Consider the following 23,005-nt stretch of genomic DNA (forward strand, 5'->3'; position numbering starts at 1 on the left):
GGAATCAGCATGTTTAACGCAATCTTGGTTGAGAAAGACGAACAAGGCTATCGTGCCCGCCATACCCGCCTGGACGAGGCGCAGCTGCCCGCGGGCGATGTGCAGATAGATGTTGCGTATTCCACGCTCAACTATAAAGACGGGCTGGCCATTACCGGTAAAGGCCCGGTGGTACGCACGTTCCCCCTGGTGCCGGGCATTGATCTGGCCGGTATCGTCACGCATAGCGATCATAGCGCTTTTAAAGCGGGCGACGCGGTGCTGCTTAACGGCTGGGGCGTGGGGGAAAAACACTGGGGCGGGCTGGCGCAAAAAGCGCGGCTGAACGGCGACTGGCTGATCCCGCTGCCCGCGGGGCTGACCGCCCGGCAGGCCATGGCGATAGGCACCGCCGGTTATACCGCCATGCTGGCGTTGCTGGCGCTGGAGAAAAACGGCGTGACGCCGGCGGGGGGCAAGGTACTGGTTACCGGCGCCAACGGCGGCGTCGGCAGCTTTGCCATCGCGTTCCTCTCCCGCCTGGGCTATGAGGTAACGGCGTCCACCGGGCGTCAGGAGGAGGCGGAACATCTGCGGCAACTGGGCGCAGCCGAGGTTATCGACCGGGCGCAGCTTTCCGCGCCGGGGCGTCCGCTGGGTAAGGAACAATGGGCCGCCGCCATCGACAGCGTCGGCAGCCATACGCTGGCCAATGTCTGCGCCGGTTTACGCTACCAGGGTACCGTGGCCGCCTGCGGCCTGGCCCAGGGCATGGATTTGCCGGCAAGCGTGGCGCCGTTTATCCTGCGCGGCGTGACCCTGGCCGGGGTGGATAGCGTGATGCGCCCGGTGGCCGATCGCCTGATCGCCTGGCAGCGAATCGCCGCCCTGGTGGACGACGGCCTGTTAAACAGCATCAGCCGGGAAATCGGCCTGGGCGAGGTCATCGCCACCGCGGGCGCGCTGCTGGACGGCAAAGTCCGTGGCCGGATTGTCGTCGACGTTAATCGTTAACCGCCAGGCATCATGCCCCGCCGCCGAGCGGGGCATGATGTTGTACCCGCAAGGTCGTATTGCGCCGGTCACTGTTCATCAATACTGATTAATTAGCCTTTATTCAGCGCCTTATGCCACAGGTCATCTCACTCTAACGCACGTCCCGCCTCGATTGTTATCCTTATCCGCCGCGATATTTTGTGTAAAAAAACTCATCATTAATAGCGCCCCGGCGGCTTTTGGTCTATCCGTTAAGCATGCGGATAGAAACCATTTTGCCCCCAATCACAGTGACATGTTCCGGAGGAAATCATGAAAGCAGTCGTTTATAACGGTCCACGCGATGTGGCGGTGAAGGATATGCCGGACGCGAAAATCATCAAGCCAACCGACGTACTGGTGCGCATCACCACCACCAATATCTGCGGTTCGGATTTGCATATGTATGAAGGCCGCACCAGCTTTGAAACGGGCCGTATTTTCGGACATGAAAACCTGGGCCGGGTTATTGAAACCGGGGCGGGGGTGGAGCGCATCAAGGTCGGGGATTATGTTTGCCTGCCGTTTAACATCGGCTGCGGGTTTTGTGAAAACTGCGAACGCGGGCTGACCGGGTTCTGCCTGACCGCCAACCCCGGTTCGGCGGGGGCCGCCTACGGCTTTGCCGAAATGGGACCTTATGAGGGCGGTCAGGCGGAGTTGCTGCGCGTGCCCTTCGGCGATTTCAACTGTCTGGTGCTGCCGCGCGACGCGCAGGAGAAAGAGGACGATTACGTGATGCTATCCGATATTTTCCCCACCGGCTGGCATGCCACGGAACTGGCGGGATTGCGTCCGGGTGATAGCGTCGCCATCTACGGCGCCGGCCCGGTGGGGCTGATGGCCGCCCATTCGGCCATCATCAAGGGCGCGTCGCAGGTGTTTGTGGTGGATACCCACCCAAGCCGTCTGGCCTTGGCCGAGAAACTCGGCGCCACGGCCATTAACGGCGTCGGCGACGCGGCGGTGGAGAAAATTTTAAACCTGACCGACGGGCGCGGCACCGACTGCGGCTGCGAATGCGTCGGCTACCAGTGTTGCGATAAACACGGCCATGAGGATATCTCCGTTACCATGAACAGCCTGGTGGCCTCCACCAAAGCCACCGGCGGCATCGGCGTGGTGGGGGTATTTGTTCCGCAGGATCCGGGTGCGCGCCAGGAGCTAGCCAAAGAGGGTAAAATGCCGTTCGATTTCGGCAGCTTTTGGTTTAAAGGCCAGCAAATCCGCACCGGCCAGGCCAACGTCAAGGCCTATAACCGTCAGCTGGCGCGCCTGATTCACCAGGGCAAGGCGAAACCGTCACAAATTATTTCCCATCGCCTGCAATTGGCGCAGGCGCCGGAGGCATACCAGCATTTTGACGATCGCGACGAGGGCTGGACCAAAGTCATCCTCAAACCCTGAATGATACGGCGTTGGCCCACAGGGAGGTGAGCCATACCACGACACCCGGGAGCGCTTTAGCACAACGCCGCAGGCGTTGGCCCGCGGGATGGCCCACAGGATGTGAGCCATGCATCGCGCCCTGGTCACGCGCTTTTAATCGTCTTGCCGCCATGCCCTGCCGCCGCTTTATTCTGTCTGCGCCAGGCCTTGATGCCGTTCATGCTGAAATATCTTTCAACATCTTCCCGCCGCGAAAGCGTTTTTTGCCCAAGCCAAATGTCAAAAACGCGCGTAATGTTATAAAGTCGTATAAAAAATGTTATATCCGGCGCGCCACAGGCCGCAAAACTGGAACAGGAGACGTTCATGGCTCGTTATACCCTTTTATCCGGCATGCTGCTGGGCATGCTTACGCTGTGCGCCCCCGCCGTCATGGCGGCGGACGCCCCCGCCAGACCGATGGCGGTGCGGGGCACGGTGACGCAGTTCAGCGGCGACCAGCTGCAGTTCACCGATCGCAAGGGCGCGGCGGTCACCGCCACCCTGAATGACAAAACCACCATTTCCGCGGTGGCGCAGGGTAAAATCAGCGATATTAAACCGAATAGCTTTATCGGCACCGCCGCGGCGCCGCAGCCGGACGGCACCTTAAAAGCCCTTGAAGTCCATGTGTTCGACCCGTCGCTGCGCGGTTCCGGCGAAGGGTTCCGGCCCTGGCAGGGATCCGACGGCCAGGTCGGCACCATGACCAACGGCACCGTGGGCACGCTGGTAAATGCCAACGGACGCACCATGACGGTGAAGTACCAGAACGGCGAAAAAAAGGTTGTGGTGCCGGATGACGTGCCTGTTGTGACACTGTCACCCGGTGATCGCTCGCTGTTGAAACCCGGCGCGCATATTATCCTGTTCCCGGCGCCGGGCAGCGCGGATCATGTCGTGGCGGCGCGTATTGTGGCCGGTGTTAACGGCACCGTGCCTCCCATGTAATATCCGATGCGTGTTTCAGGCCGGGCGGCGTGGCCGCCCGGCCTGTTAACCGGCCGATCCTGGAGCGCCAGTGAACCCATCTTCTTCCCCGTCGTTAACCAAAATACGCCGGCACCGCGCCCCGGTGCGCATCATGCACTGGCTGAATGTGCCGATACTGTGCGCCATGCTGATGAGCGGCTGGGGCATTTACAATGCCTCGCCGATTTTTCCCGCCTTTACCTTTCCCAGCGTCCTCACCCTGGGCGGGTGGCTGGGCGGCGCCATCGCCTGGCATTTGGCGGTGATGTGGGCGCTGGCGGCAAACGGCCTGCTGTATATTCTGTGGGGTATCGGCAGCGGGCATTTTCGCCGCGACTTCCTGCCGCTGACGCCGCGCACGCTGGCGCGCGACGTTAAGCTGGCGCTGACCTTGCGCCTGGCGCACCGGCTTGGGCGTTATAACGCCATTCAGAAGGCCTTTTACTGGTTTGCCCTGGCATGCGGGCTGCTGCTGGTCCTTTCCGGGCTGTCCATGTGGAAGCCGGTACAGCTTTACCGGCTGGCGGCGCTGTTTGGCGGCTTCGACCGGGCGCGGTATGTGCATTTTTTCGCCATGAGCGGCATAGTGTTATTCGCCGTGGTTCATGTCGCGATGGTGATCGCCGTGCCGTCCACCTTTTGGCCCATGATCACCGGCGTTATACGCCGTTCACCCCGGGATGCGCAGGATGAATAACAGATCAAACAGCGGATTAAAGCTCGAACCGGCGCAGCAGAAGGCGCTTTATCGTTTGCAGCGGCGTCTGTTGCTGCGCTCCGGCCTGACCCTGGGCGCGCTGACCCTGCTTACCGGCTGTAACCTGCAGGACGGCGACGAGGTGGATAAGGTGCTTTGGGCCATGTCGCGCTGGAACGACCGGGTCCAGGGCTGGCTGTTCAGCGGGCAGCGCCTGGCGCAAACCTATCGCGCGGATCAGGTTGCCAACCCGTTCCCCTTCAATGCTTTTTATCCCGAATATAATGTGCCGGAAATCGATCTCTCCACTTATCGGCTGGAGGTGTCGGGGCGGGTGGCCGATAAGCGGCCCTGGACGCTGGATACACTGCGGGCGCTGCCGCGGCAAAGCCAGATTACCCGGCTTATCTGCATTGAGGGATGGAGCGCCATCGGCCAGTGGAGCGGGGTGCCGCTTCGTACCTTTCTTGAACGGGTCGGGGCGGACCTGCGCGCCGGCTTCGTCGGCTTCCGCTGCGCCGATCGCTATTATTCCAGTATCGACATGGCCACCGCCTTGCATCCGCAAACCACCCTGGCGCTGGATTTTGCCGGCAAGGCACTCCCGGACGCCTATGGATTCCCGCTCAGGCTCAGGGTACCGACCAAGCTGGGCTTTAAAAACGCCAAGCATATCGTTTCCCTGTCGGTGGACAACACCAACCCCGGCGGTTATTGGGAAGATCAGGGGTATAACTGGTTCAGCGGCATCTGACGCCTGGATCATCAGGCCTGGCAAATCTGGTTGCGTCCCTGGCGTTTTGCCTGGTACAGGGCCGAATCCGCCTTGACCACCAGCCGGCTGGGCGTGTCCTGCCCAGCCTCCGGCAGGCCGACAAAAACGCCCAGGCTGGACGTCAGGATACCGGCCGGGCTGCCCTGGTGGGGAATATTCAACGCCACGATCCCTTGCTGGATGCGCCGCGCCACCGCCAGGGCGCCGTCCCGGTCGGTGGCGGGCAGCAGGACGATAAATTCTTCCCCGCCGTAGCGCGCCACCACGTCGCGGTGGCGCAGCGGCAGGTTTTTCAGGGTGTGCCCGATACGCTTGAGGCAATTATCACCGGCCACATGGCCGTACAGATCGTTAAATTGTTTAAAATAATCCACGTCCAGCAGAATGATGCCCAATACCTGCTGCGTGCGCAGCGCGCGCTGGAATTCATTGTCCAGCGACAGATCAAAATGCCGCCGGTTGTAAAGCCCGGTCAGTCCGTCCGAACGCGCCAGCCGCTCCAGCGACCGGTTTAACTTGCGCAGCTCCTGCTGGGCGTGGATGAGCTGTTGCTCGGCGCGCATCCGCGCGCGCGCCTGACGCATCAGCACCAGGCAGACCACGGTAATCATCGCGATAAAAATAAGCGTCATCACCACATGGTTGAACGCGTCCTGGCGCCAGTCCGCCATGGTCTGATCCAGCGACAGGCCGGTAGTGACGATCACCGGGAACTGCTTGAGATGCGTATAGCTATAGAGTTTTTGCGCCGGATCGGCTCCCAGGGCGCTGTTGACGATACCCGAGCTGTGCTGGCGGATATTATCCCGGTATAGCGGCGAACCGGCGATGGTGGTGCCGATGACTTTTTCATTATACGGGTGACGGTAAAGCACGGTACCGTTGTCGAGCAGCATCATTAACGTTGAATCATCGCTTATCATAAACCGGGTATAAAAGCTGCGAAAATGATCGATCATAATGCTTTCCAGCAGTACGCCGGCAAAACTGCCGTCGGGATGGTTGAGCCGGCGTGAAATGGGCACGATCAGCGCATTGGTCATGCGGCTGCGGATAACCTTGCCGATGCGAGGGGTCAGTTCGGGATGGTCGCGGTGATAGATAAAATAATCCCGGTCGGCGTAGCCGTTGACGGCGGGCAACCGCTCAGCCGCCGTGACGATCATCTGGCCCGTGGCGTCAAACAGCGACAGCGCGCTGATTTGCTTTAACCCGGCGGTTTTTTGCTGGAAAAGCTGATGCAGCCTGGGCAACTGCGCCGCGCCGCTGCCCAGGGCGGCGATCTGTTGCGCCAGTTCATCAAGCGTGGCTTCGGCCTGGGCGAAGGTGTCGCTGGCATGCTGCGACAGCGCCTGGGTCAGGTTCATGGTGGCGGTCTGGGATTTGGCCAGCGCCGACTGGTAGGTTTGCCAGAGATGCCAGACGTTAATGGCTATCAGGGCGACGATCAGCAGCGCGGCGGATGCGCCCAATTCAAACAGCAGGGTAAAGCGGGGGCGTTCAGGCGATGGCGCCGTCTGTTTATCTGGCCGGGGAAAACCGAAATATCTGCTTTTTCTCATAAGGTTATATCAATGGCATACCTGGACTCTCGGTAACGGGACGGGACAACCGGCCGCCGCGGCAATGGCGCGTCACGCGGCCGGATTGCATTAGAAGTATTTATCTTCCGGGCCGGTTAGTCAAAGATAGGGCGGCGTTAATTCGCCGCCGCCGCGGCGCGGGCGGATTGTGGCGCCGCAGGCGGCAATCCAGGCCGGGTAAATTGATAATGATGCTTAATCACTCGCACAGATAAAAAATGGCGAATACAGCAGGCTGACCAGGATGGCGTTTTTATCGATACGCCTAAAGCTGGGCAACAGGGATGCGCCTACCGGCAGGAGCACCGGGCTGGCGATACCGTTGGGGGCGTTATCCAGCGTGGAGACAATTTCGCGGGTAATGGTTATTTCATATAAACCCTGCTGGTTTTGCTGCCGGTAACTAAAAAAGCGGGTCCGGTGCAGGTTATAGAGGCGATCGTCATGGGCCAGGGTGCCGTTAAGGGCATAAAAACCCTGGCTCGGACTGGTAAAAAACATTTTGGCTTCCACCGTGTAGGTTAACGATCCGGCGGGAATGGCTGAACGATAAACCATCAGGGCGGAACACTGGTAGCCGGAAATACCGCCGCGGTAATGACTGCGGTAAAACAGCGTAAGCGATAACAGGAGCAACGCCAGGATAAGCCAGATTCTTTTCATCAGACGTCCCAGTTATAAAAGTAGAAATTCAGGCAACCGGTGAGTTTACCGCCAGCCTCCTGTTCACATTTCGCCAGGAAAGTACGGCGGTTGATGCCGTCCTTTATCGTGGCGGCGGTACGGGAGAACAGCACCTTGTCATGGGCGTCGCAGCGTGCAATATTTCCCGCCATGGCCCGCTGGATATGCGCGGCCAGATCCGGGCGCTCGCGGTCGTTTATCGGACGCAAGGTATAAATATTGCATGAATCAATATTCTTAAAGAAATAGAGAGGCTGCCTGTCGTCTTGCCTGAAATAGACATAGGTAGTCGACGCGGTGATAATAATCGACAGTGCTAAAAATAAATTTATCATAAGTTCTTTAGTGAAATGATCTGTCTTCGGGGCTACGGTCTCCATACCGCCGCCGTTATCATCGGCAATGGGTGTGTCCAATGCGGGATCCGGCGATTGATCATATACGGCGATAGCCAAACGATCGTTTAGCTTAAGTCCGCGTTTAGGCAGGGTGACGATGGCCGAGGCCTCCAGCCCAAGCGCGATCAGCGCTTTCCTGATCAGGCTGACCTGTTGATTTAAATTACCGTTGGAGGGAGATAAGCCATGTTTTTCCCAGACGTTGGCAAATAAATCTTCCCGGCTGACGGTATCTCCGTTGCCATGGGAAATAATAAGCGCTTCTAATACGCGCCCGGCTGTATTGGAGAGATTGACCGCCGTTTCATCATCCGCTAATAAGGATAAACGATATTCCAGCGTATTAAATACAATGCGATCGTTGATCAGATACTTCATTGCCTTCTCCATGCCGATGGACAGTGCGCCAATACTTATAGCCGCTATCAATATATGCACTGAAATAAAATAAATAAAAGCGCAGCCAGTAATAGGCCGGGTCGATAAAAAAAACTTATATATTCCCTGCGGCAAATTAATTTAATCATGGTGGCTATCTGTGCGGAATTATAGCTATTGCGATAAAAGGAAAGGTTAATACCGCTGGAAAACAACACAAACAGGGTTAATCGCCAAAAATGGCGTAAACATGCGCATAAAAAGCTGCCGGCGGCGCGACGCGGCGGCGCAAACCAATGACCCGCACTGATCGGACTTGTTCAGCGTACACTTGTACGCTAGAGTGACTTCCCCGAAGGCTACAATTATGGTAGTCACCTGCGCAAAACGGGCCGGCTTGGGGCACCAGGAGCGTTCAGCCATGCAAAAAACCAATATCGGCGCGATGGATTGCCCCATCGCGCAATCGCTTGAGCTGGTGGGGGAATGGTGGAGCATGTTGATTTTACGCGACGCCTTCCAGGGACTCAGCAAGTTTGATGAATTTCAGCGCAGCCTGGGTCTGTCGCCGACCATGCTTACCCGCCGGCTGAAAACCCTGGTGCGCAACGGCATTTTATACAAACAGGCCTACAGCACGCGTCCGGCGCGGTTTGAATATTTACTGACCGAACGGGGCGAGGCGTTTTTTCCGGTACTGCTGACCCTGCTGCAATGGGGCAACCAGGCCCTGGCGCAGGAGGATATCGCCATCGTGCCTGTTAACCGCCGGCATGCCGGGAAAGTCGCGCCGGTGCTCGTCGACCGGGATACCGGCGAGACGCTCACCCATCTAAACGTCACAATTGCCGCCGGGCCGCGTGCTGGTGAAAGCATAAAGCGGCGGCTGGAAACAAGACAGGAAAAGCAAAACCATCATGATGCATATCCGCACAAGGAATTTTTATGAGTAACCGTCGAATCGTTATTACCGGTATGGGCGCGGTATCGCCTTTAGGCTGCGGTACAGAAACCGTATGGCGGCGCCTGCTGGCGGGCCAGTCCGGCATCCGCCCCTTGCCGGAGGCGATGGTTGCACAACTGCCGGTGAAAATCGGCGGCCAGGTTCCCGACCCGGAACAAGACCCGGAAGGCGGCCTGTATCCGGACCGTTTTGTGCCGCCGAAAGACCAGAAGAAAATGGACCGGTTTATCCTGTTCGCCATGGCGGCTGCCGATGAAGCGCTGCGCCAGGCGGGCTGGACGGCAAGCACGGATGAGCAGAAAGAACGCACCGCGACCATTATCGCCACCGGCATCGGCGGTTTCCCGGCCATCGCCAACGCGGTGCGCACCTCGGATAATCGCGGTCCGGGCCGGCTGTCGCCCTTTACGGTGCCGTCGTTTCTCGCCAACCTGGCCGCCGGCCATGTTTCCATTAAACACCAGTTCAAAGGGCCGATCGGCGCGCCGGTTACCGCCTGCGCGGCGGGTGTGCAGGCTATTGGCGACGCGGTGCGCCTGATCCGCAACGACGAGGCGGATATTGCCTTGTGCGGCGGCGCCGAGGCCGCCATCGATACCGTCAGCCTGGGAGGGTTTGCCGCCGCCAGGGCCATTTCCACGCATTTCAACGCCGCTCCCGCCACCGCCTCGCGTCCGTTCGATCGCGACCGCGATGGTTTTGTCATGGGGGAAGGCGCCGGACTGCTGGTGGTTGAAGAACTCGAGCACGCGCTGGCGCGCGGCGCCACGCCGCTGGCGGAAATCATCGGCTACGGCACCAGCGCCGATGCCTACCATATGACGTCGGGTGCGGAAGACGGCGACGGCGCCTACCGGGCGATGAAGATCGCCCTGCGCCAGGGCGGTATCACCCCCGCGCAGGTACGGCATCTGAATGCTCATGCCACCTCGACGCCGGTGGGGGATCTGGGCGAGATCAACGCGGTAAAACATCTGTTCGGCGACCACAGCGAACTGGCCATTACCTCCACCAAATCGGCCACCGGGCATCTGCTGGGCGCCGCAGGCGGCCTGGAAGCCATCTTTACCGTGCTGGCGCTGCGCGACCAAATCGTGCCCGCCACCCTTAACCTGGACAATCCCGATCCGGCGGCGGCGGGTTTGCATCTGGTGCGCGGCGAGCCGGAACCGGTGGCCATGACCTATGCGCTGTCCAATGGTTTTGGTTTTGGCGGCGTGAACGCCAGCATCCTGCTAAAACGCTGGGAATGATTGCGTCGCTTTCCCGTCCGGCAGGGCGGGAAAGCGTTGTTTCCCGCCATCAGGGGCGCCGCGTTGACGCGCTTGATATCGTCTCCGATGGCACGCCGGGAGCATAAGTTTCCGGCGTGGCGCCGCTCTTAGGTCCTTGTGCAACCGGGGCACTCGTTATATATTTCATTACACACCGAATTCCTCCTCCCATAGCGATTATTATGTCTCACTTTGCAGCACGTTTACGCGTTTTCCTCACGTTTGTCCTCCTTTCCCTGGCGATGACGGCCAGCGCCGGCGCTGCCGCGGCGCGGACCCTCACCGATCAGCTGGGGCGCAGCGTTACGCTACCCGACCGCGTGGACCGGGTGGTGGTATTGCAACATCAAACCCTGAACCTGCTGGTGGAACTGGACGCGGCGGACGACGTGGTCGGCGTGCTGTCGAGCTGGAAAAAGCAGCTTGGACCGGATTTTGCCCGCTTCGCTCCGCGCCTGGCGACCCTGCCGATGCCCGGCGATCTTAACCAGGTGAATATCGAAAGCCTGCTGGCGCTGCATCCCCAGGTGGTGTTTGTCGCCAATTACGCGCCGCCGGAAATGATCAGGCAAATAGAATCCGCCGGGATCCCGGTGATCGCGGTGTCGTTACGCCAGGATCAGCCGGGGGAACAGGGCAAGCTCAATCCCGCCATGACGGATGAGGAAGAGGCATACAACCAGGGCTTGCGCCAGGGTATCCGGCTGATAGCCGAGGTGGTAAACCGCCGGGATCAGGGCGAGGCGCTGATTAACTATACCTTCAGCGCGCGGGCGCGTACCGACGACCGGCTCAAGGACATTCCCGCCGATAAGCGTATCCGCGTTTATATGGCCAACCCGGAGTTAACCACTTACGGCGCGGGCAAGTATACCGGCCTGATGATGCGCCACGCCGGCGCGCTGAACGTGGCCGCCGCCAGCATCAGCGGCTTTAAGCAGGTGTCGATGGAACAGGTGCTGGCCTGGGATCCGCAGGTGATTTTTGTCCAGGACCGCTATCCTGAGGTGGTGCAACAGATTAACGGCGATCCGGCCTGGCAATCCGTCGACGCGGTTAAACATCACCGGGTCTATCTGATGCCGGAATATGCCAAGGCCTGGGGATATCCGATGCCGGAGGCGCTGGCCGTCGGCGAGCTCTGGATGGCGAAAAAGCTCTATCCGCAGCGTTTTGCCGATGTGGATATCGATAAGCAGGCCGATGCCTATTATCGCCATTTTTACCGCATGGCGTGGCGGCCGCGTCCCGATGCCGGCTAGGGCGAAGCCAGAGCTTAGCGCCGCGGCCCCCTGGCTGCTGGCGGTGCTGACGATCGCCATGGTTTTCCTGTCCCTGGGCATCGGGCAGTTCAGCCTGTCGCCCCTGCGCGTCATGCAGCAACTGGCCCATCCCCTGCAGCCGGGAACATTGGACTACCAGGTTATCTGGACCATCCGTATGCCGCGCATCCTTACCGCCTGCCTGGCGGGCGGGGCGCTGGCGCTGTGCGGCGCCGCGTTGCAGGGGGTATTCCATAATCCGCTGGTGGATCCCCATATTATCGGCGTCAGCGCGGGCGCCGCGTTTGGCGGCACCCTGGCTATCCTGCTTGGCCTCGCGCCGCTGCTGCTGATGGCCTCCACCTTTTTCTTCGGCCTGCTGGCGCTGCTGCTGGTGTATATGATTGCCGCCACCCTGGGGCGCGAAAACCGGCTGATGCTGATCCTGGCGGGCATTATCCTGGGCGGCTTTTTTGCCGCGCTGGTCAGCCTGCTGCAATATCTGGCCGATACCGAGGAAAAGCTGCCGAGTATCGTATTTTGGCTGTTGGGCAGCTTCGCCACCGCCAGCTGGCATAAGTTGCTGATGCTGTTCGCGCCGGTACTGGGCGCGGGTACGCTGCTGTATCGCCTGCGCTGGCGCATCAATATTCTTTCCCTGGGCGACGACGATGCGCGCGCGCTGGGCATGGCGGTGGTTAACCTGCGGCGCCTGGTCTTGGTGCTGTGCGCGCTGCTGACGGCGGCGCAGGTGGCGGTCAGCGGCAGTATAGGCTGGATTGGGCTGGTGATCCCGCACCTTGCGCGCATGCTGGTGGGCGCCGATCACCGGCGCCTGTTGCCCACGGCGTTCTGGCTCGGCGGCGCCTTTATGGTGCTGGTGGACGATGTGGCGCGTACGCTAAGCCAGGCCGAAATCCCTCTGGGCATTATTACCGCGCTGCTCGGCGCGCCGCTGTTTGCCTGGCTGCTGATCCGCGACAGCCGCGGGAGAACGCAATGATCGGCGCTACGCTCAATGCCCGGGGCCTGGCATTCGGTCATGGGGAGCCGTTATTCCGGCCGCTGGACTTCGCCTGCGCGCCCGGCGAGATCTGCGCCGTCCTTGGCGCCAACGGGCGCGGCAAGAGCACGTTGCTGCATACCCTGGTCGGTATTCTGCCCGCGCTGAGCGGCGATATCCGCTGCCACGGCGGTATTGGTTTTGTCCCGCAGCGTTTTACGCCGGCCTTTTCCTACCGGGTGTTTGATATCGTGCTGATGGGACGGGCGGGCCACGTCGGGCTGTTGCAGATGCCCTCGCGCCGGGACGAAGCCATGGCCCGTGAGGCGCTGGAGATGCTGGGAATCGCGGCGCTGGCGCCGCGCGCCTACCTGTCGCTGTCGGGCGGACAGCAGCAACTGGTGCTGATCGCCAGGGCGTTGGCGACCCACAGCGATTTGCTGGTGCTGGATGAACCCATGGCGGCGCTGGATTTGTTTAACCAGCAGGCGGTGATGCGCCTGATCCGCCGGCTGGCCCGCCGCCATGGCGTCAGCGTGCTGTTTACCACCCACGATCCCTGCCATGCGTCGCTGCTGGCCGATAATACCGTGCTGCTGTTGCCGGAGCGGGAGTGGCTGCACGGCGCCTCGCGTACGGTATTAAGCGAAGAAAACCTGAAACGCGCCTACGATATCGTGGTCAAGGGGATAGATATTGATGACCGGGGCCGGCAACATCGGGTCCTGGCTCCGCTGTTTGACCTGCGCGGGCCGGATGCGGCGTCATAAGATTGCGCCAAGCGGGCGCTATGGCGATTGTCTCGCCTGCGTCGCGCTCAGGACAAGGGGGCGCAGGGGGACAGGAATCCGGCTTGGCGCAAAAAAAACTGCCCCGGCGCCGAAAGAATAAAGTCCGCGAGCGCGCGGGCCGGCGCCGAACGCAGCGCCAGGGCATAGGTGGCGAAGACATTATGGCAGTCCGGGATAACGACCACCCGCAGCGTCGGATCCTGTTCAAGCCTTGGCGCGTAATGCGCGTAGCCGATAAAGATATCGGCCAGCCCACGGCGGATAATCCACCCGGCGGCCAGCTCGCCCGCGGGAATGGGCGCGGTATCCGCGCCGCCCACCAGCGGCCGGGCGCGCTGTTTCAGAGGGTCCGCGCCGGTATGCAACAGGGCGGCGGCGGTATCGAACAATTGCCAGGCGTAGTCGCCGGAAGGATCGCAGCCTGGCGTGGAGGTGCCGATAACCAACCCGGGATCGCTCAACAGCGCCAGCCAGTCGGCGCCGTCGGTGCGCGGTCCGCGTTTTACCGTCAGGCACAACCGGTTGCGGGCAAAGGGCCGGACCTCCAGCGCCAACCCCTTTTCCCGCAGCCGGGCGGGATGGCCGGTATTGGCCGAGGCGAACAGATCGCAGTGCTCGCCCGCCTCGATGCGCCGGGACAGCAGGCCGGCGGGGCCGAACTCCACCGTCACCTGTTGGCCGGCAACGGTACGGTAACGGGCCAGCAGCGGCGTTAGCGCCGGGCGCAGACTGCCGGCGGCCAATACAATCAATGGTGACATGGTTTTCCCATTAATAGGCTTGCTTTATGTAGCATCTGGATCGCTATTATATATGCTATTCATGGCCATTCTGTAAATAAAAGAAACCATAGCGTCTAACCTTATATTATCTGGCATCTGCGCAGCCGCTCTTTTGTTTTTTGGCTTGATATAATCATAATCAAAAGGCTTATTCTCAGCTATATCAGTAAGAAATCTTGCTATAAAATCGGCATTATCCATGACAGCATTTGCTTTCAACATCGGATCCCTAAGCAGCAGTTCACGAATCTGCTGCTTACCCAGGGCCATGTTGCCGCGATCGTAATTGAATGCCCTGGCAAAATCATCCTCAATATTAACGTAGTTTGTACAGCGGTTGTTTAGCGCATCATCAAAACTCTCCATAAACTCACTGGCATCTCCCACTCTGCTGGTAGAGGGTGATATCAAGAAATCTAATGAACCGGAATGGTGTGAAACTTCATGCAGCACGGTGTGGCGGGGTAGGGTGCTCAGGGGCTGCGCGGCATAAAAATTATCAACCATAATGATTACCCTGCTTTTTATATCGTCCGCATAAGTAAATCCCATGGGACTTTGGGCGCGATATGCGTAGGGGCGCGCCGATGTGGAGCAAGTGGCGAAAATGATGCTTTGTTTGGTGGTTTCGAAGTACTTTACAATCTGTTCGGTGTGATATCTCAGCCTGGTCATGGCCTGGAAAATAATGGACGGATCATCGGTTTTCAAAACCTTTGATAAATAACATTTTATTGGATTTTTTTCAGGATATTGCATAATGCCTTCCGGCAGTGTCATCGTTGTCCTATGGAACTTGTCCTTAACAAACGCCGCATGGCTATGGGCTCGATCCACTTCCTGAATAAATTGATTGATATGGTTTCTCAGCAAAGAAAATTCCGCTGGAATTTTTAAGATATCTTCTCCATAACCAAACTGGTAAGTTGTCGGCGAAGCATAATGCTGCTTAATAGCATCGGCAATATCGCGGGTATGGTCGAATTTATACGGATAAAGTTCAGCATAGAATCGGTTCATCGGCGCCATAAACGTGGAACGGTCGGGTATGCCAGCCAGATCAACCAATGGGTTGTCGGCCCATGCGGGCTGAGGTGGGTGCCCGTGGTTATTATTAAACATAAATTGAAGCTTTTGCTGTTCTTGTCCCCCGCCAGCCAGGATTCCCGATTTAGATTGCGCGGTGTGCTCTCTTACCGGCGACGATAGCGGTTTTCCCTCATTGAGCCTGACAGGTGGTGGTATGCTCTTTTTCATTTCCGCGAATTTCAGTTTATCAACGAGTTTATCAAACTGGTTTTTTTTGCCATATTGTTCAAAATGTTTAATTAATTTTCTTAGGGAATGGCTGCTTATGGCGGACAATATGTCAACGCCAGGATCAGCGGCCTTGAGGGTGCCTATTAGCAGAGAAGTGCTTTCTTTACCGGTTGGCAGCCTGATGTGATGGATAACTTGAGCGCCCGCCGACTTCAGGGTGTTTTTAGTCAGCGCATTACCAGCAAACACCATTTGGCTTTTACTCAACCCTTTGATAATACTGGCGCCAAATCGTTGGCTCACATCGGCTATTTTCGCAGTCACGGTAAAAAACGCCACAGCGTCCAGCAAACAGGCGGGAACGGCTTTTTCAAGATCGTGCTTCAAAGCACCATCAACACAGTCATAAAAGGGGATGATATTTTTTGCCACAGCCCATATTTTTTGCAGGTCAGAGAGCGTATATCCCGACTGATAAAGGGCATTATAGAATGTCTCCCGGTGGCTGTTTGTCATAAAAACAGTCAAGCCGTCGTTGGTTTGGTCCTCATTTTTGATGACGCTTTTTTCAGCCTCTCCGTTAAAATAGGCAATAAGCGGATGTAAATTACTGTATTCTTTTCTGCCATCATGAGGCAGATGCTGGTCAAACCGCATAATGTGATAACCAATGCCGATTTTCCCCTTCATGGCATAATAGCGTTTTTCACCGCTGAGGCTCACTGAAAAAACATCCGCTTCTTTGATATTATCAAAATCATAGTGGCCAGCGCCATTATCCCGCATGGCGGGAATAAGTGCGTTAGCCTTTAAGAAGGGTATTATCCGCAGGCGATGAATGATGGCGTGGTCTGCTAAAATAAAGTCACGGTCGGTTTTTTCTACTGAACCAAGCGCATTTTTGATCAGGATTTCATCCCACTCGGAATAACGGTCTGCGACAATATTGGTGTGCTTTTCATACTCATTATCAATGCTTTCCGGCGCTGTTTTACAGGGAACAAAGACGTTGTTTAAATAGGCTTCTTTGGCGTGCTTTTTGCCTTCACTGTTTCTCTGTTCAAGGGTCATCGCCGGATTGACCATGATGGTCAAAGGAAAAATAGTGTCGCGCGGGCAACGGTCAATGATACTGTCGGCAAGCTGCCCCCGTGTTAGCCATTGTTCTACGGCTTTCTTAAAGCGGTTGATTTTGTTGTCGAGGTCCTCGAGCGCGTTCCTTACCTGGACTCTGTGCGCCCGGTATTCGTCCAGCGCCCTGGCCCGCAGTAGCAACGAATTTGACTCCTCCTCGGCAATGAATTTCCCAGGATGGTTAACGGCCTGGAAGAGCAGGGCGGGCAGCGAGTAGTATTTAAGCATATCCGCGCTGACGCCGTCGCGCAGCGCAATATCCCATAATAGCGCGCCGGTTTTTACCACCTCGCGCCAATGGGTTTCCCCCAGGTTTATGCCGTTTTCATATAAAAATAATGAGCCGGAGAACAGCGAGGCGAATTCAAAATCATCCAGGGATAAGTGTTTTACCTGTGGGTCACGACCATAATAAGTCAATAGGGGGATGTGTTTGCATACCTCGCTGTCCCATTTGTTTTTTAATATCGCCTGGTCCGTTTCAGTCAAGATATTAAAATCCACTTTCCCTTCCGCTTGTAAGCCCTCAGAGGAAAGCAAGTACCTTATGCTGTCGATGGTAAACATAAAAGGGTAGCTGGCGTTAGCGACACTTATCGCCATTGCCATATCGGGTGATGTTCCCAGTATATTGTCGAAAAGCCACTGCCCGATGACTGAGCCGGCTTGTTCCGATGATAATGTGTCGTTCTTATGGGCGTCATAAAAATTGGCGGCGTTCAGCAGCAGCCGGGCGATAGATTTTTTATCCTTCGGCTCCGCGAAAGATAGGTATTTGGCAACCGCGGCGGTTATCTCCACCTTACTGAATTCATGCGGTTTCTTACCTTTATCCAGATAATGGGTTTTCTTGAGAAATCGAATAATTTGTTTGTTCTTATTGTGCAATTCGGCTGCGAACGCCCCGTCCCCGCGCGTCGTAACATGGCCGCGATAGGGGTTAAGTCCGCGGGATGACGATGCTGTATCCTCCGGCAACGTTGCAAGCGGCATAAGCCTATTCAGGTCTGTACTGTTTAGCGCACCCAACGCTAACGGGTAAGGAAGAAGATTGTCCCGCACGCCGGCGCCTGCCAGGCCGCCGTCGATATTTCCCGACCGCCAGCGAAGAAAAGAGCCGTAAGCACAGGTCGCGCCGCCCAGAACGGCAACGCCCGCGAGCCAGATCTTCCAGTAAGACCTGGTTTGGCCGGCCGGCCGGCGGGTATCCGACGGTAATTTCAGGGCAACCTGTTCAGAGGAACAGGAGGCAACGTCAAGACGGTGTGAAAATGCCGTTTTCCCAGGCACAGGGCTTTTCTGTGCCTGATCCGCTTGGGGAACGGACTGATAAGGACCAGAACAGGGAGGTGAAGTGAGCGGAAGTCCTTTTTGCATGGGTGTATTCCTCAAAGCGAAACACGAAGAGGTATACATATTAGTTGTCCCGGGTAAAACAGTACGGCAACGGGATATCGCCGGACGGGTTAGGGGACCCGGCGGACAGGTGGAATTGCGCGCCGGGGTGTTGATCATGCCTTTCCGCCAATATGTTTTGGTTATGCTACCCTGAAGGGAAATAGATAATGAAAAAGTGTTTTATTTTCTGGACGTGATACGTGTCTCATAATGTTATGCAGACTATGCCTTGCTTCATAGTTTGACTGTGCGCGCTCTTTATACTAGAGGGGATCTAACGTCGAACCATTCCTTTACAAGTCTTAAGAGAATACAAGGGATCCTACAATGGACGAACAGCTAAAACAAAGCGCTTTGGATTTTCATCAGTTCCCGCAGCCCGGCAAGATCCAGGTTTCCCCGACCAAACCCTTGGCCACCCAGCACGATCTGGCGCTGGCCTATTCGCCGGGCGTCGCGGCGCCATGCCTGGAGATCGCCCGGGATCCGCTGGCCGCGTTTAAATATACCGCGCGCGGCAACCTGGTGGCGGTTATCTCCAACGGCACCGCGGTGCTGGGCTTGGGGAATATCGGCGCCCTGGCGGGCAAACCGGTGATGGAAGGCAAGGGCGTTTTGTTTAAGAAGTTTTCCGGCATCGATGTGTTTGATATCGAGGTGGATGAGCTGGATCCCGATAAGCTTATCGAGGTGATCGCCGCCCTGGAGCCGACCTTCGGCGGCATCAACCTGGAGGATATCAAGGCGCCGGAATGTTTTTATATCGAGAAAAAACTGCGTGAACGCATGAAAATCCCGGTATTCCACGACGATCAGCATGGCACCGCCATCATCTGCACCGCCGCGGTATTGAACGGCCTGCGGGTGGTGGAAAAGAATATGAGCGACGTCAAGCTGGTGGTCTCCGGCGCCGGCGCCGCCTCCATCGCCTGCCTGAACCTGCTGGTGGCGCTGGGGCTGCAGCGTCATAATATCGTCGTTTGCGATTCGCGCGGCGTGATCTTCGAGGGCCGGGAAGAGAACATGGCGGAAACCAAGGCCGCCTACGCCATCAAGGATAACGGCATGCGCAGCCTGGCGGACGCCATCCCCGGCGCCGATATCTTTTTGGGCTGCTCAGGCCCCGGCGTGCTGACCCAGGCTATGGTGAAGACCATGGGGCCGCGGCCGCTGATTCTGGCGCTGGCCAATCCCGAGCCGGAAATTCTGCCGCCGCTGGCGAAGGCGGTGCGCCCCGATGCCATTATCTGTACCGGCCGCTCCGACTATCCCAATCAGGTCAATAACGTACTTTGCTTCCCGTTTATTTTTCGCGGCGCGCTGGACGTGGGCGCCACCACCATCAATGAGGAAATGAAGCTGGCCTGCGTGCGCGCCATCGCCGATCTGGCGCTGGCCGAGCAAAGCGATGTGGTGGCTTCCGCTTACGGCGACCAGGACGTGTCGTTCGGGCCGGAATACATCATTCCCAAACCCTTCGACCCGCGGCTGATTGTCAAGATTGCGCCGGCGGTGGCGCGCGCGGCGATGGACTCCGGCGTGGCGACCCGTCCCATCAAGGATTTCGACGCTTATACCGAAAAACTGACCGAATTCGTCTATAAAACCAATCTGTTTATGCGGCCGATTTTCGCCCAGGCGCGCAAACAGCTGAAACGCGTGGTGCTGGCGGAAGGGGAGGAGGAACGCGTACTGCGCGCCACCCAGGAAATGGTCACCATGAAGCTGGCGCTGCCGATCCTGATCGGCCGCCCGAGCGTTATCGAGATGCGCTTGCAAAAGCTGGGCCTGCAGATTATCGCCGGCAAGGATTTTGAAGTGGTGAACAATGAATCCGACCCGCGTTTTAAGGAGTACTGGGGCGAATATTACCAGATCATGAAACGCCAGGGCGTCTCGCCCGAGCAGGCGCAGCGGGCGCTGATCGGCAATCCGTCGCTGATAGCCGCCATTATGGTGCGGCGCGGCGAGGCCGACGCGATGATCTGCGGCACCGTCGGCAGTTATCAAGAGCACTTTGCGGTGGTGGAATCGGTCTTCGGCTATCGCGAGGGCGTGCATGTGGCCGGCGCGATGAACGCGCTGCTGCTGCCCAGCGGCAATACCTTTATCGCCGATACCTATGTCAATGACGACCCGACGCCGGAGCAGCTGGCGGAAATTACCCTGATGGCGGCCGAGACGGTGCGGCGGTTCGGCATCGAGCCCAAGGTGGCGTTGCTGTCGCACTCCAGTTTCGGCAGTTCGGATTGCCCGGCGGCGCGCAAGATGCGCAAGACCCTGCAATTGGTCAACCAGATGGCGCCCGATTTGGAAATTGACGGCGAGATGCATGGCGACGCGGCGCTGGTGGAAAGCATTCGCCGCGATCTGATGCCGGACAGCCCGCTCAAGGGCGCGGCCAATATCCTGATCATGCCCAATATGGAGGCCGCGCGCATCAGCTATAACCTGCTGCGGGTGTCCTCTTCCGAAGGCGTCACCGTCGGGCCGGTGCTGATGGGGGTGGCGAAACCGGTGCATATCCTCACGCCGGTGGCCTCGGTGCGGCGTATCGTCAATATGGTGGCGCTGGCGGTGGTGGAGGCGCAGACGGAACCGCTGTAACCCCGCGGTATCGACGGGCCCGGCGCGCCATGGCTATGCTATTGCGCGCCGGGTTGCGCGTCCGGCGGCGCGCGGCGATACAAGCGCCGCGGATGACCGATATTGCCATAGCGCATTTCCACGCCGAGGAACCCGGTGTCAACGCAATATTCCAGATAGCGGCGGGCGGTGGTTTTGCTCAGCCCGGTGCGGCCGACGATATCGTCAACCGAAAGCAAATCGCTGTCACCGGCGCTGAATATCTGCTTTACCAGACCGAGGGTATTTTCCTCGATGCCTTTGCTGCCGGCCTCCTGATTGAAGGTTTTCGACTGGAGCTGGTAGAGGATATCGACATTTTGCTGATCCACCACCTTGAACGCCCGCTGAGTCAAGGCAAACTGGATAAAACGCTCCAGGGAATGACGCAGGCGCTTCCAGGATACCGGTTTCAGAATATAGTCGAACGCGCCGCAGCGGATGGCCTGGCTGCAGGTGTTCATGTCGCTGGCGGCGGTAATGAAAATCACCGAGCACTCAAGCCCGCGCAGCAGTTCGCTGTCGATAAGCGAGATACCCTGGCCGTCGGGGAGATAATTATCCAGCAATATCAGCCGGGGACGTTTTTGCAGCAGCTGTTCGCGCGCTTCTTTCAACGTACCGGCAACGCCCACCAGCCGGAGCTTGTCGTGGTTATCGATAAAATCGGCATGCAGCCGCGCCAGTGAGCTTTCATCTTCAACAATAAGCACGTCAAAAATTTCAGGTTGCATAATAAGGTTCATCCGGGGTGAGGGGGCCCACCGTGGTCGCAAGGCTGGTTACGGGTATAAATACGGAAAATACCGTCCCGTAGGGGTGGTTGGCGGAGACTTCTATCGCGCCGCCGGCGTGGTGGACGTAGCTGGCGACCAGATGCAGGCCCAGGCCATGGTCGCCATGAAGTTTGGTGGTCACGCCGAACGTAAAGATGCGTTCGACGTTGTCCTGCGCGATGCCGATACCCTGATCGGCGATTTCAATCACCAGTTCCCGGTCGCCGCCAACGATATAGACTTCGATCGGGTAATGCTCGCCCTCGCGCTGCAGGGTCGCTTCAATGGCGTTGTCGAGGATATTGCCGACCACCGACATTAATTCGGTGTCGCGCAGGCGGGGAGGAATGCGGGTTAAATGACAGGCCGGGTCGAACAGCAACTGCACGCCTTTTTCGCGGGCGCCGGCATATTTTCCCAGCAGCAGGCCGCACAGCGCCGGCGAGCAGAACCGCGCGGAGATGAAATCGAGTATTTCCTGGGCGCTTTCCGATTGTGCTTCAATATAATGGATGGCTTCGTCGTAACGTTTCATATGCAGCAAACCGGCAAGCGTGGCGGTCCAGTTCAGCTGTTCATGCCGCAGGATGCGCAGGTTGTCGGCATAACGTTTCACCTGGCTGAGTTGAATGCTCAGGCTATCGATATCCTTTTGGTCGCGGAAACTGATCACCCACCCCTGCAACTTGCCTTCCAGCATGATCCTTACCCGGCTGGCGATAACCGTGACGTCGTTGAACAGGCATATTTCGTCATGGGTGTCGCCGGCCAGCATGGTGTGTTCAGCGAGGAAAGCGATGGGTTTAATTACCGCCGACAAAGGGCGGCCGCGCAGTTCGCGCGAGGTGGCCGACAGGGATAATAATAATTTTGCCGCCCGGTTAATTTGCGCAATCCTGTATTCTTTATCAATGGCTATCACCCCTTCGAAGATCGATTCCAGCAGCGCCTTTTGCTGGCGCACCAATAAACCGATTTCCCGCGGCTCCAGTGAGAACATTTGCTTTTTCATGGTATTGGAAAACCACCATGAAAAGATAAACAACGCCAGCAGCAACAGTAATGCCACCAGCAGTATGTTAACCAATTTTCCGGTGCTGAGGGTGTCGATATGCGTTTTCAAATAGCCAATGGAGACGATGCCGATAATATTATTATGCTTGTCGAAAATAGGCGCTTTGCTGCGCAGGGATATGCCCAGACCGCCTTTACGAATGGAGATAATATTTTTCCCCGCCAGCACTTCGCTATTATCCCCGCCGATCATCGACTTGCCCACCTGCTCCGGATAACGCGAATGATACAAATGCAGCCCCTGCTGGTCGCCGATAACGATATAACTGGCGTCGCTGCGCTGGGCCAAGGTGTCCATCAGGGCGGCGATTGCGGCTATATCCTTGATTTTGACCGCATCTATCAGCGATGGGATCATGGCGATTTCCCGCGCCTGCACCTGAGCCCGCGCACCGATTTCCGCATACAGTTGTTTATCGAGATCGTAGTAATAATAAATACCTATCAGCGTAAGCAGCAGCGAAAAAAAAACGATAAGGCTTATAAAAAGCTTTATATGGAATGAGATTCTCGCGCGCATAATATACTTCGGCCATAGGGAGAATGATTACCTGATAATTCAGCTTATCATGATTAAAAAAGGCTGTAAGGGGCTGCCCCGCAAAATGTGATCGCAAACACAGCCTGGCAATGCTTTACCCTTCCTCGTCCCGCGATTAAAAATAGCATCGGGTAAATATAATACATTTTCATCACCTTTCATTAACATATACCCTTGCCGGGAATTAAAACC

General features: G+C 57.5%; 18 protein-coding genes. 11 read left to right on the top strand and 7 right to left on the bottom strand.

Going from position 1 to position 23,005, the window contains the following annotated elements:
* The first annotated feature begins 9 nt into the window (after positions 1–9).
* From ACL2XG_RS01410 to ACL2XG_RS01430, 5 genes are all read left to right on the top strand, one after another.
* Complete coding sequence (locus ACL2XG_RS01410; protein ID WP_410014630.1) at positions 10–993, top strand: MDR family oxidoreductase; 984 nt, start codon at positions 10–12, stop codon at positions 991–993.
* A 294-nt stretch (positions 994–1,287) separates the two neighbouring features.
* Positions 1,288–2,421 (top strand): glutathione-independent formaldehyde dehydrogenase, encoded by a 1,134-nt coding sequence (locus ACL2XG_RS01415; protein ID WP_413723071.1) that lies wholly within the window; start codon positions 1,288–1,290, stop codon positions 2,419–2,421.
* 348 nt (positions 2,422–2,769) lie between these two features.
* On the top strand, positions 2,770–3,393 hold the full coding sequence (locus ACL2XG_RS01420; RefSeq protein WP_413723070.1) for a hypothetical protein: 624 nt from the start codon (positions 2,770–2,772) through the stop codon (positions 3,391–3,393).
* 70 nt (positions 3,394–3,463) lie between these two features.
* On the top strand, positions 3,464–4,111 hold the full coding sequence (locus ACL2XG_RS01425; RefSeq protein ID WP_410014633.1) for a cytochrome b/b6 domain-containing protein: 648 nt from the start codon (positions 3,464–3,466) through the stop codon (positions 4,109–4,111).
* Entirely contained in the window at positions 4,104–4,865 is a 762-nt protein-coding gene (locus ACL2XG_RS01430; RefSeq protein ID WP_413723069.1) for a molybdopterin-dependent oxidoreductase, read from the top strand. The genes ACL2XG_RS01425 and ACL2XG_RS01430 overlap by 8 nt, the downstream gene beginning before the upstream one ends.
* 11 nt (positions 4,866–4,876) lie before the next feature.
* Here the strand turns inward: ACL2XG_RS01430 and ACL2XG_RS01435 are convergent, their stop codons facing one another.
* The 3 genes from ACL2XG_RS01435 to ACL2XG_RS01445 all read right to left on the bottom strand — a co-directional run bounded on the left by ACL2XG_RS01435 (position 4,877) and on the right by ACL2XG_RS01445 (position 8,064).
* Entirely contained in the window at positions 4,877–6,448 is a 1,572-nt protein-coding gene (locus ACL2XG_RS01435; RefSeq protein WP_413723068.1) for a diguanylate cyclase, read from the bottom strand.
* Positions 6,449–6,664: 216 nt separating this feature from the next.
* Positions 6,665–7,132 (bottom strand): FidL-like protein, encoded by a 468-nt coding sequence (locus tag ACL2XG_RS01440; RefSeq protein WP_413723067.1) that lies wholly within the window; start codon positions 7,130–7,132, stop codon positions 6,665–6,667.
* Positions 7,132–8,064: a winged helix-turn-helix domain-containing protein gene (locus tag ACL2XG_RS01445; protein WP_413723066.1), complete on the bottom strand. Its 933-nt coding sequence runs from the start codon at positions 8,062–8,064 to the stop codon at positions 7,132–7,134. Before ACL2XG_RS01445 ends, ACL2XG_RS01440 begins: the two co-directional genes overlap by 1 nt.
* A gap of 286 nt (positions 8,065–8,350) precedes the next feature.
* On the opposite strand from ACL2XG_RS01445, the gene ACL2XG_RS01450 reads away from it, so the two are divergent.
* The 5 genes from ACL2XG_RS01450 to ACL2XG_RS01470 all read left to right on the top strand — a co-directional run bounded on the left by ACL2XG_RS01450 (position 8,351) and on the right by ACL2XG_RS01470 (position 13,202).
* Positions 8,351–8,878, top strand: coding sequence for a winged helix-turn-helix transcriptional regulator (locus tag ACL2XG_RS01450; RefSeq protein ID WP_410014638.1), 528 nt, complete (start codon positions 8,351–8,353; stop codon positions 8,876–8,878).
* Entirely contained in the window at positions 8,875–10,146 is a 1,272-nt protein-coding gene (gene fabF / locus ACL2XG_RS01455) for a beta-ketoacyl-ACP synthase II (protein WP_410014639.1), read from the top strand. The genes ACL2XG_RS01450 and fabF overlap by 4 nt, the downstream gene beginning before the upstream one ends.
* A gap of 263 nt (positions 10,147–10,409) precedes the next feature.
* On the top strand, positions 10,410–11,429 hold the full coding sequence (locus ACL2XG_RS01460; RefSeq protein WP_413723455.1) for an ABC transporter substrate-binding protein: 1,020 nt from the start codon (positions 10,410–10,412) through the stop codon (positions 11,427–11,429).
* Positions 11,430–11,487: 58 nt separating this feature from the next.
* Complete coding sequence (locus tag ACL2XG_RS01465) at positions 11,488–12,432, top strand: FecCD family ABC transporter permease (RefSeq protein ID WP_410016795.1); 945 nt, start codon at positions 11,488–11,490, stop codon at positions 12,430–12,432.
* Positions 12,432–13,202, top strand: coding sequence for an ABC transporter ATP-binding protein (locus ACL2XG_RS01470; RefSeq protein WP_410016796.1), 771 nt, complete (start codon positions 12,432–12,434; stop codon positions 13,200–13,202). Before ACL2XG_RS01465 ends, ACL2XG_RS01470 begins: the two co-directional genes overlap by 1 nt.
* Before the next feature lie 47 nt (positions 13,203–13,249).
* On the opposite strand, the gene ACL2XG_RS01475 is transcribed toward ACL2XG_RS01470, so the two are convergent.
* A complete protein-coding gene (locus ACL2XG_RS01475; protein WP_413723065.1) occupies positions 13,250–13,984 on the bottom strand; it encodes a substrate-binding domain-containing protein in 735 nt (244 codons plus the stop codon).
* 24 nt (positions 13,985–14,008) lie between these two features.
* A complete protein-coding gene (locus ACL2XG_RS01480) occupies positions 14,009–17,776 on the bottom strand; it encodes a hypothetical protein (protein WP_413723064.1) in 3,768 nt (1,255 codons plus the stop codon).
* A gap of 348 nt (positions 17,777–18,124) precedes the next feature.
* Here ACL2XG_RS01480 and maeB point away from each other — a divergent pair, with 348 nt between their 5' ends.
* On the top strand, positions 18,125–20,404 hold the full coding sequence (maeB, locus tag ACL2XG_RS01485; protein ID WP_410014642.1) for an NADP-dependent oxaloacetate-decarboxylating malate dehydrogenase: 2,280 nt from the start codon (positions 18,125–18,127) through the stop codon (positions 20,402–20,404).
* A 38-nt stretch (positions 20,405–20,442) separates the two neighbouring features.
* Here the strand turns inward: maeB and ACL2XG_RS01490 are convergent, their stop codons facing one another.
* Together ACL2XG_RS01490 and ACL2XG_RS01495 are read right to left on the bottom strand one after the other, a co-directional pair.
* Positions 20,443–21,156: a response regulator gene (locus ACL2XG_RS01490; protein ID WP_413723063.1), complete on the bottom strand. Its 714-nt coding sequence runs from the start codon at positions 21,154–21,156 to the stop codon at positions 20,443–20,445.
* The gene (locus ACL2XG_RS01495; RefSeq protein WP_413723062.1) at positions 21,146–22,792 is read right to left on the bottom strand and encodes an ATP-binding protein; all 1,647 of its coding nucleotides are present in this window, start codon (positions 22,790–22,792) and stop codon (positions 21,146–21,148) included. Before ACL2XG_RS01495 ends, ACL2XG_RS01490 begins: the two co-directional genes overlap by 11 nt.
* Positions 22,793–23,005 lie beyond the last annotated feature (213 nt).

Origin of the sequence: Sodalis sp. RH24, from assembly GCF_047324145.1 — a bacterium.
Lineage (GTDB): Bacteria > Pseudomonadota > Gammaproteobacteria > Enterobacterales > Enterobacteriaceae > Acerihabitans.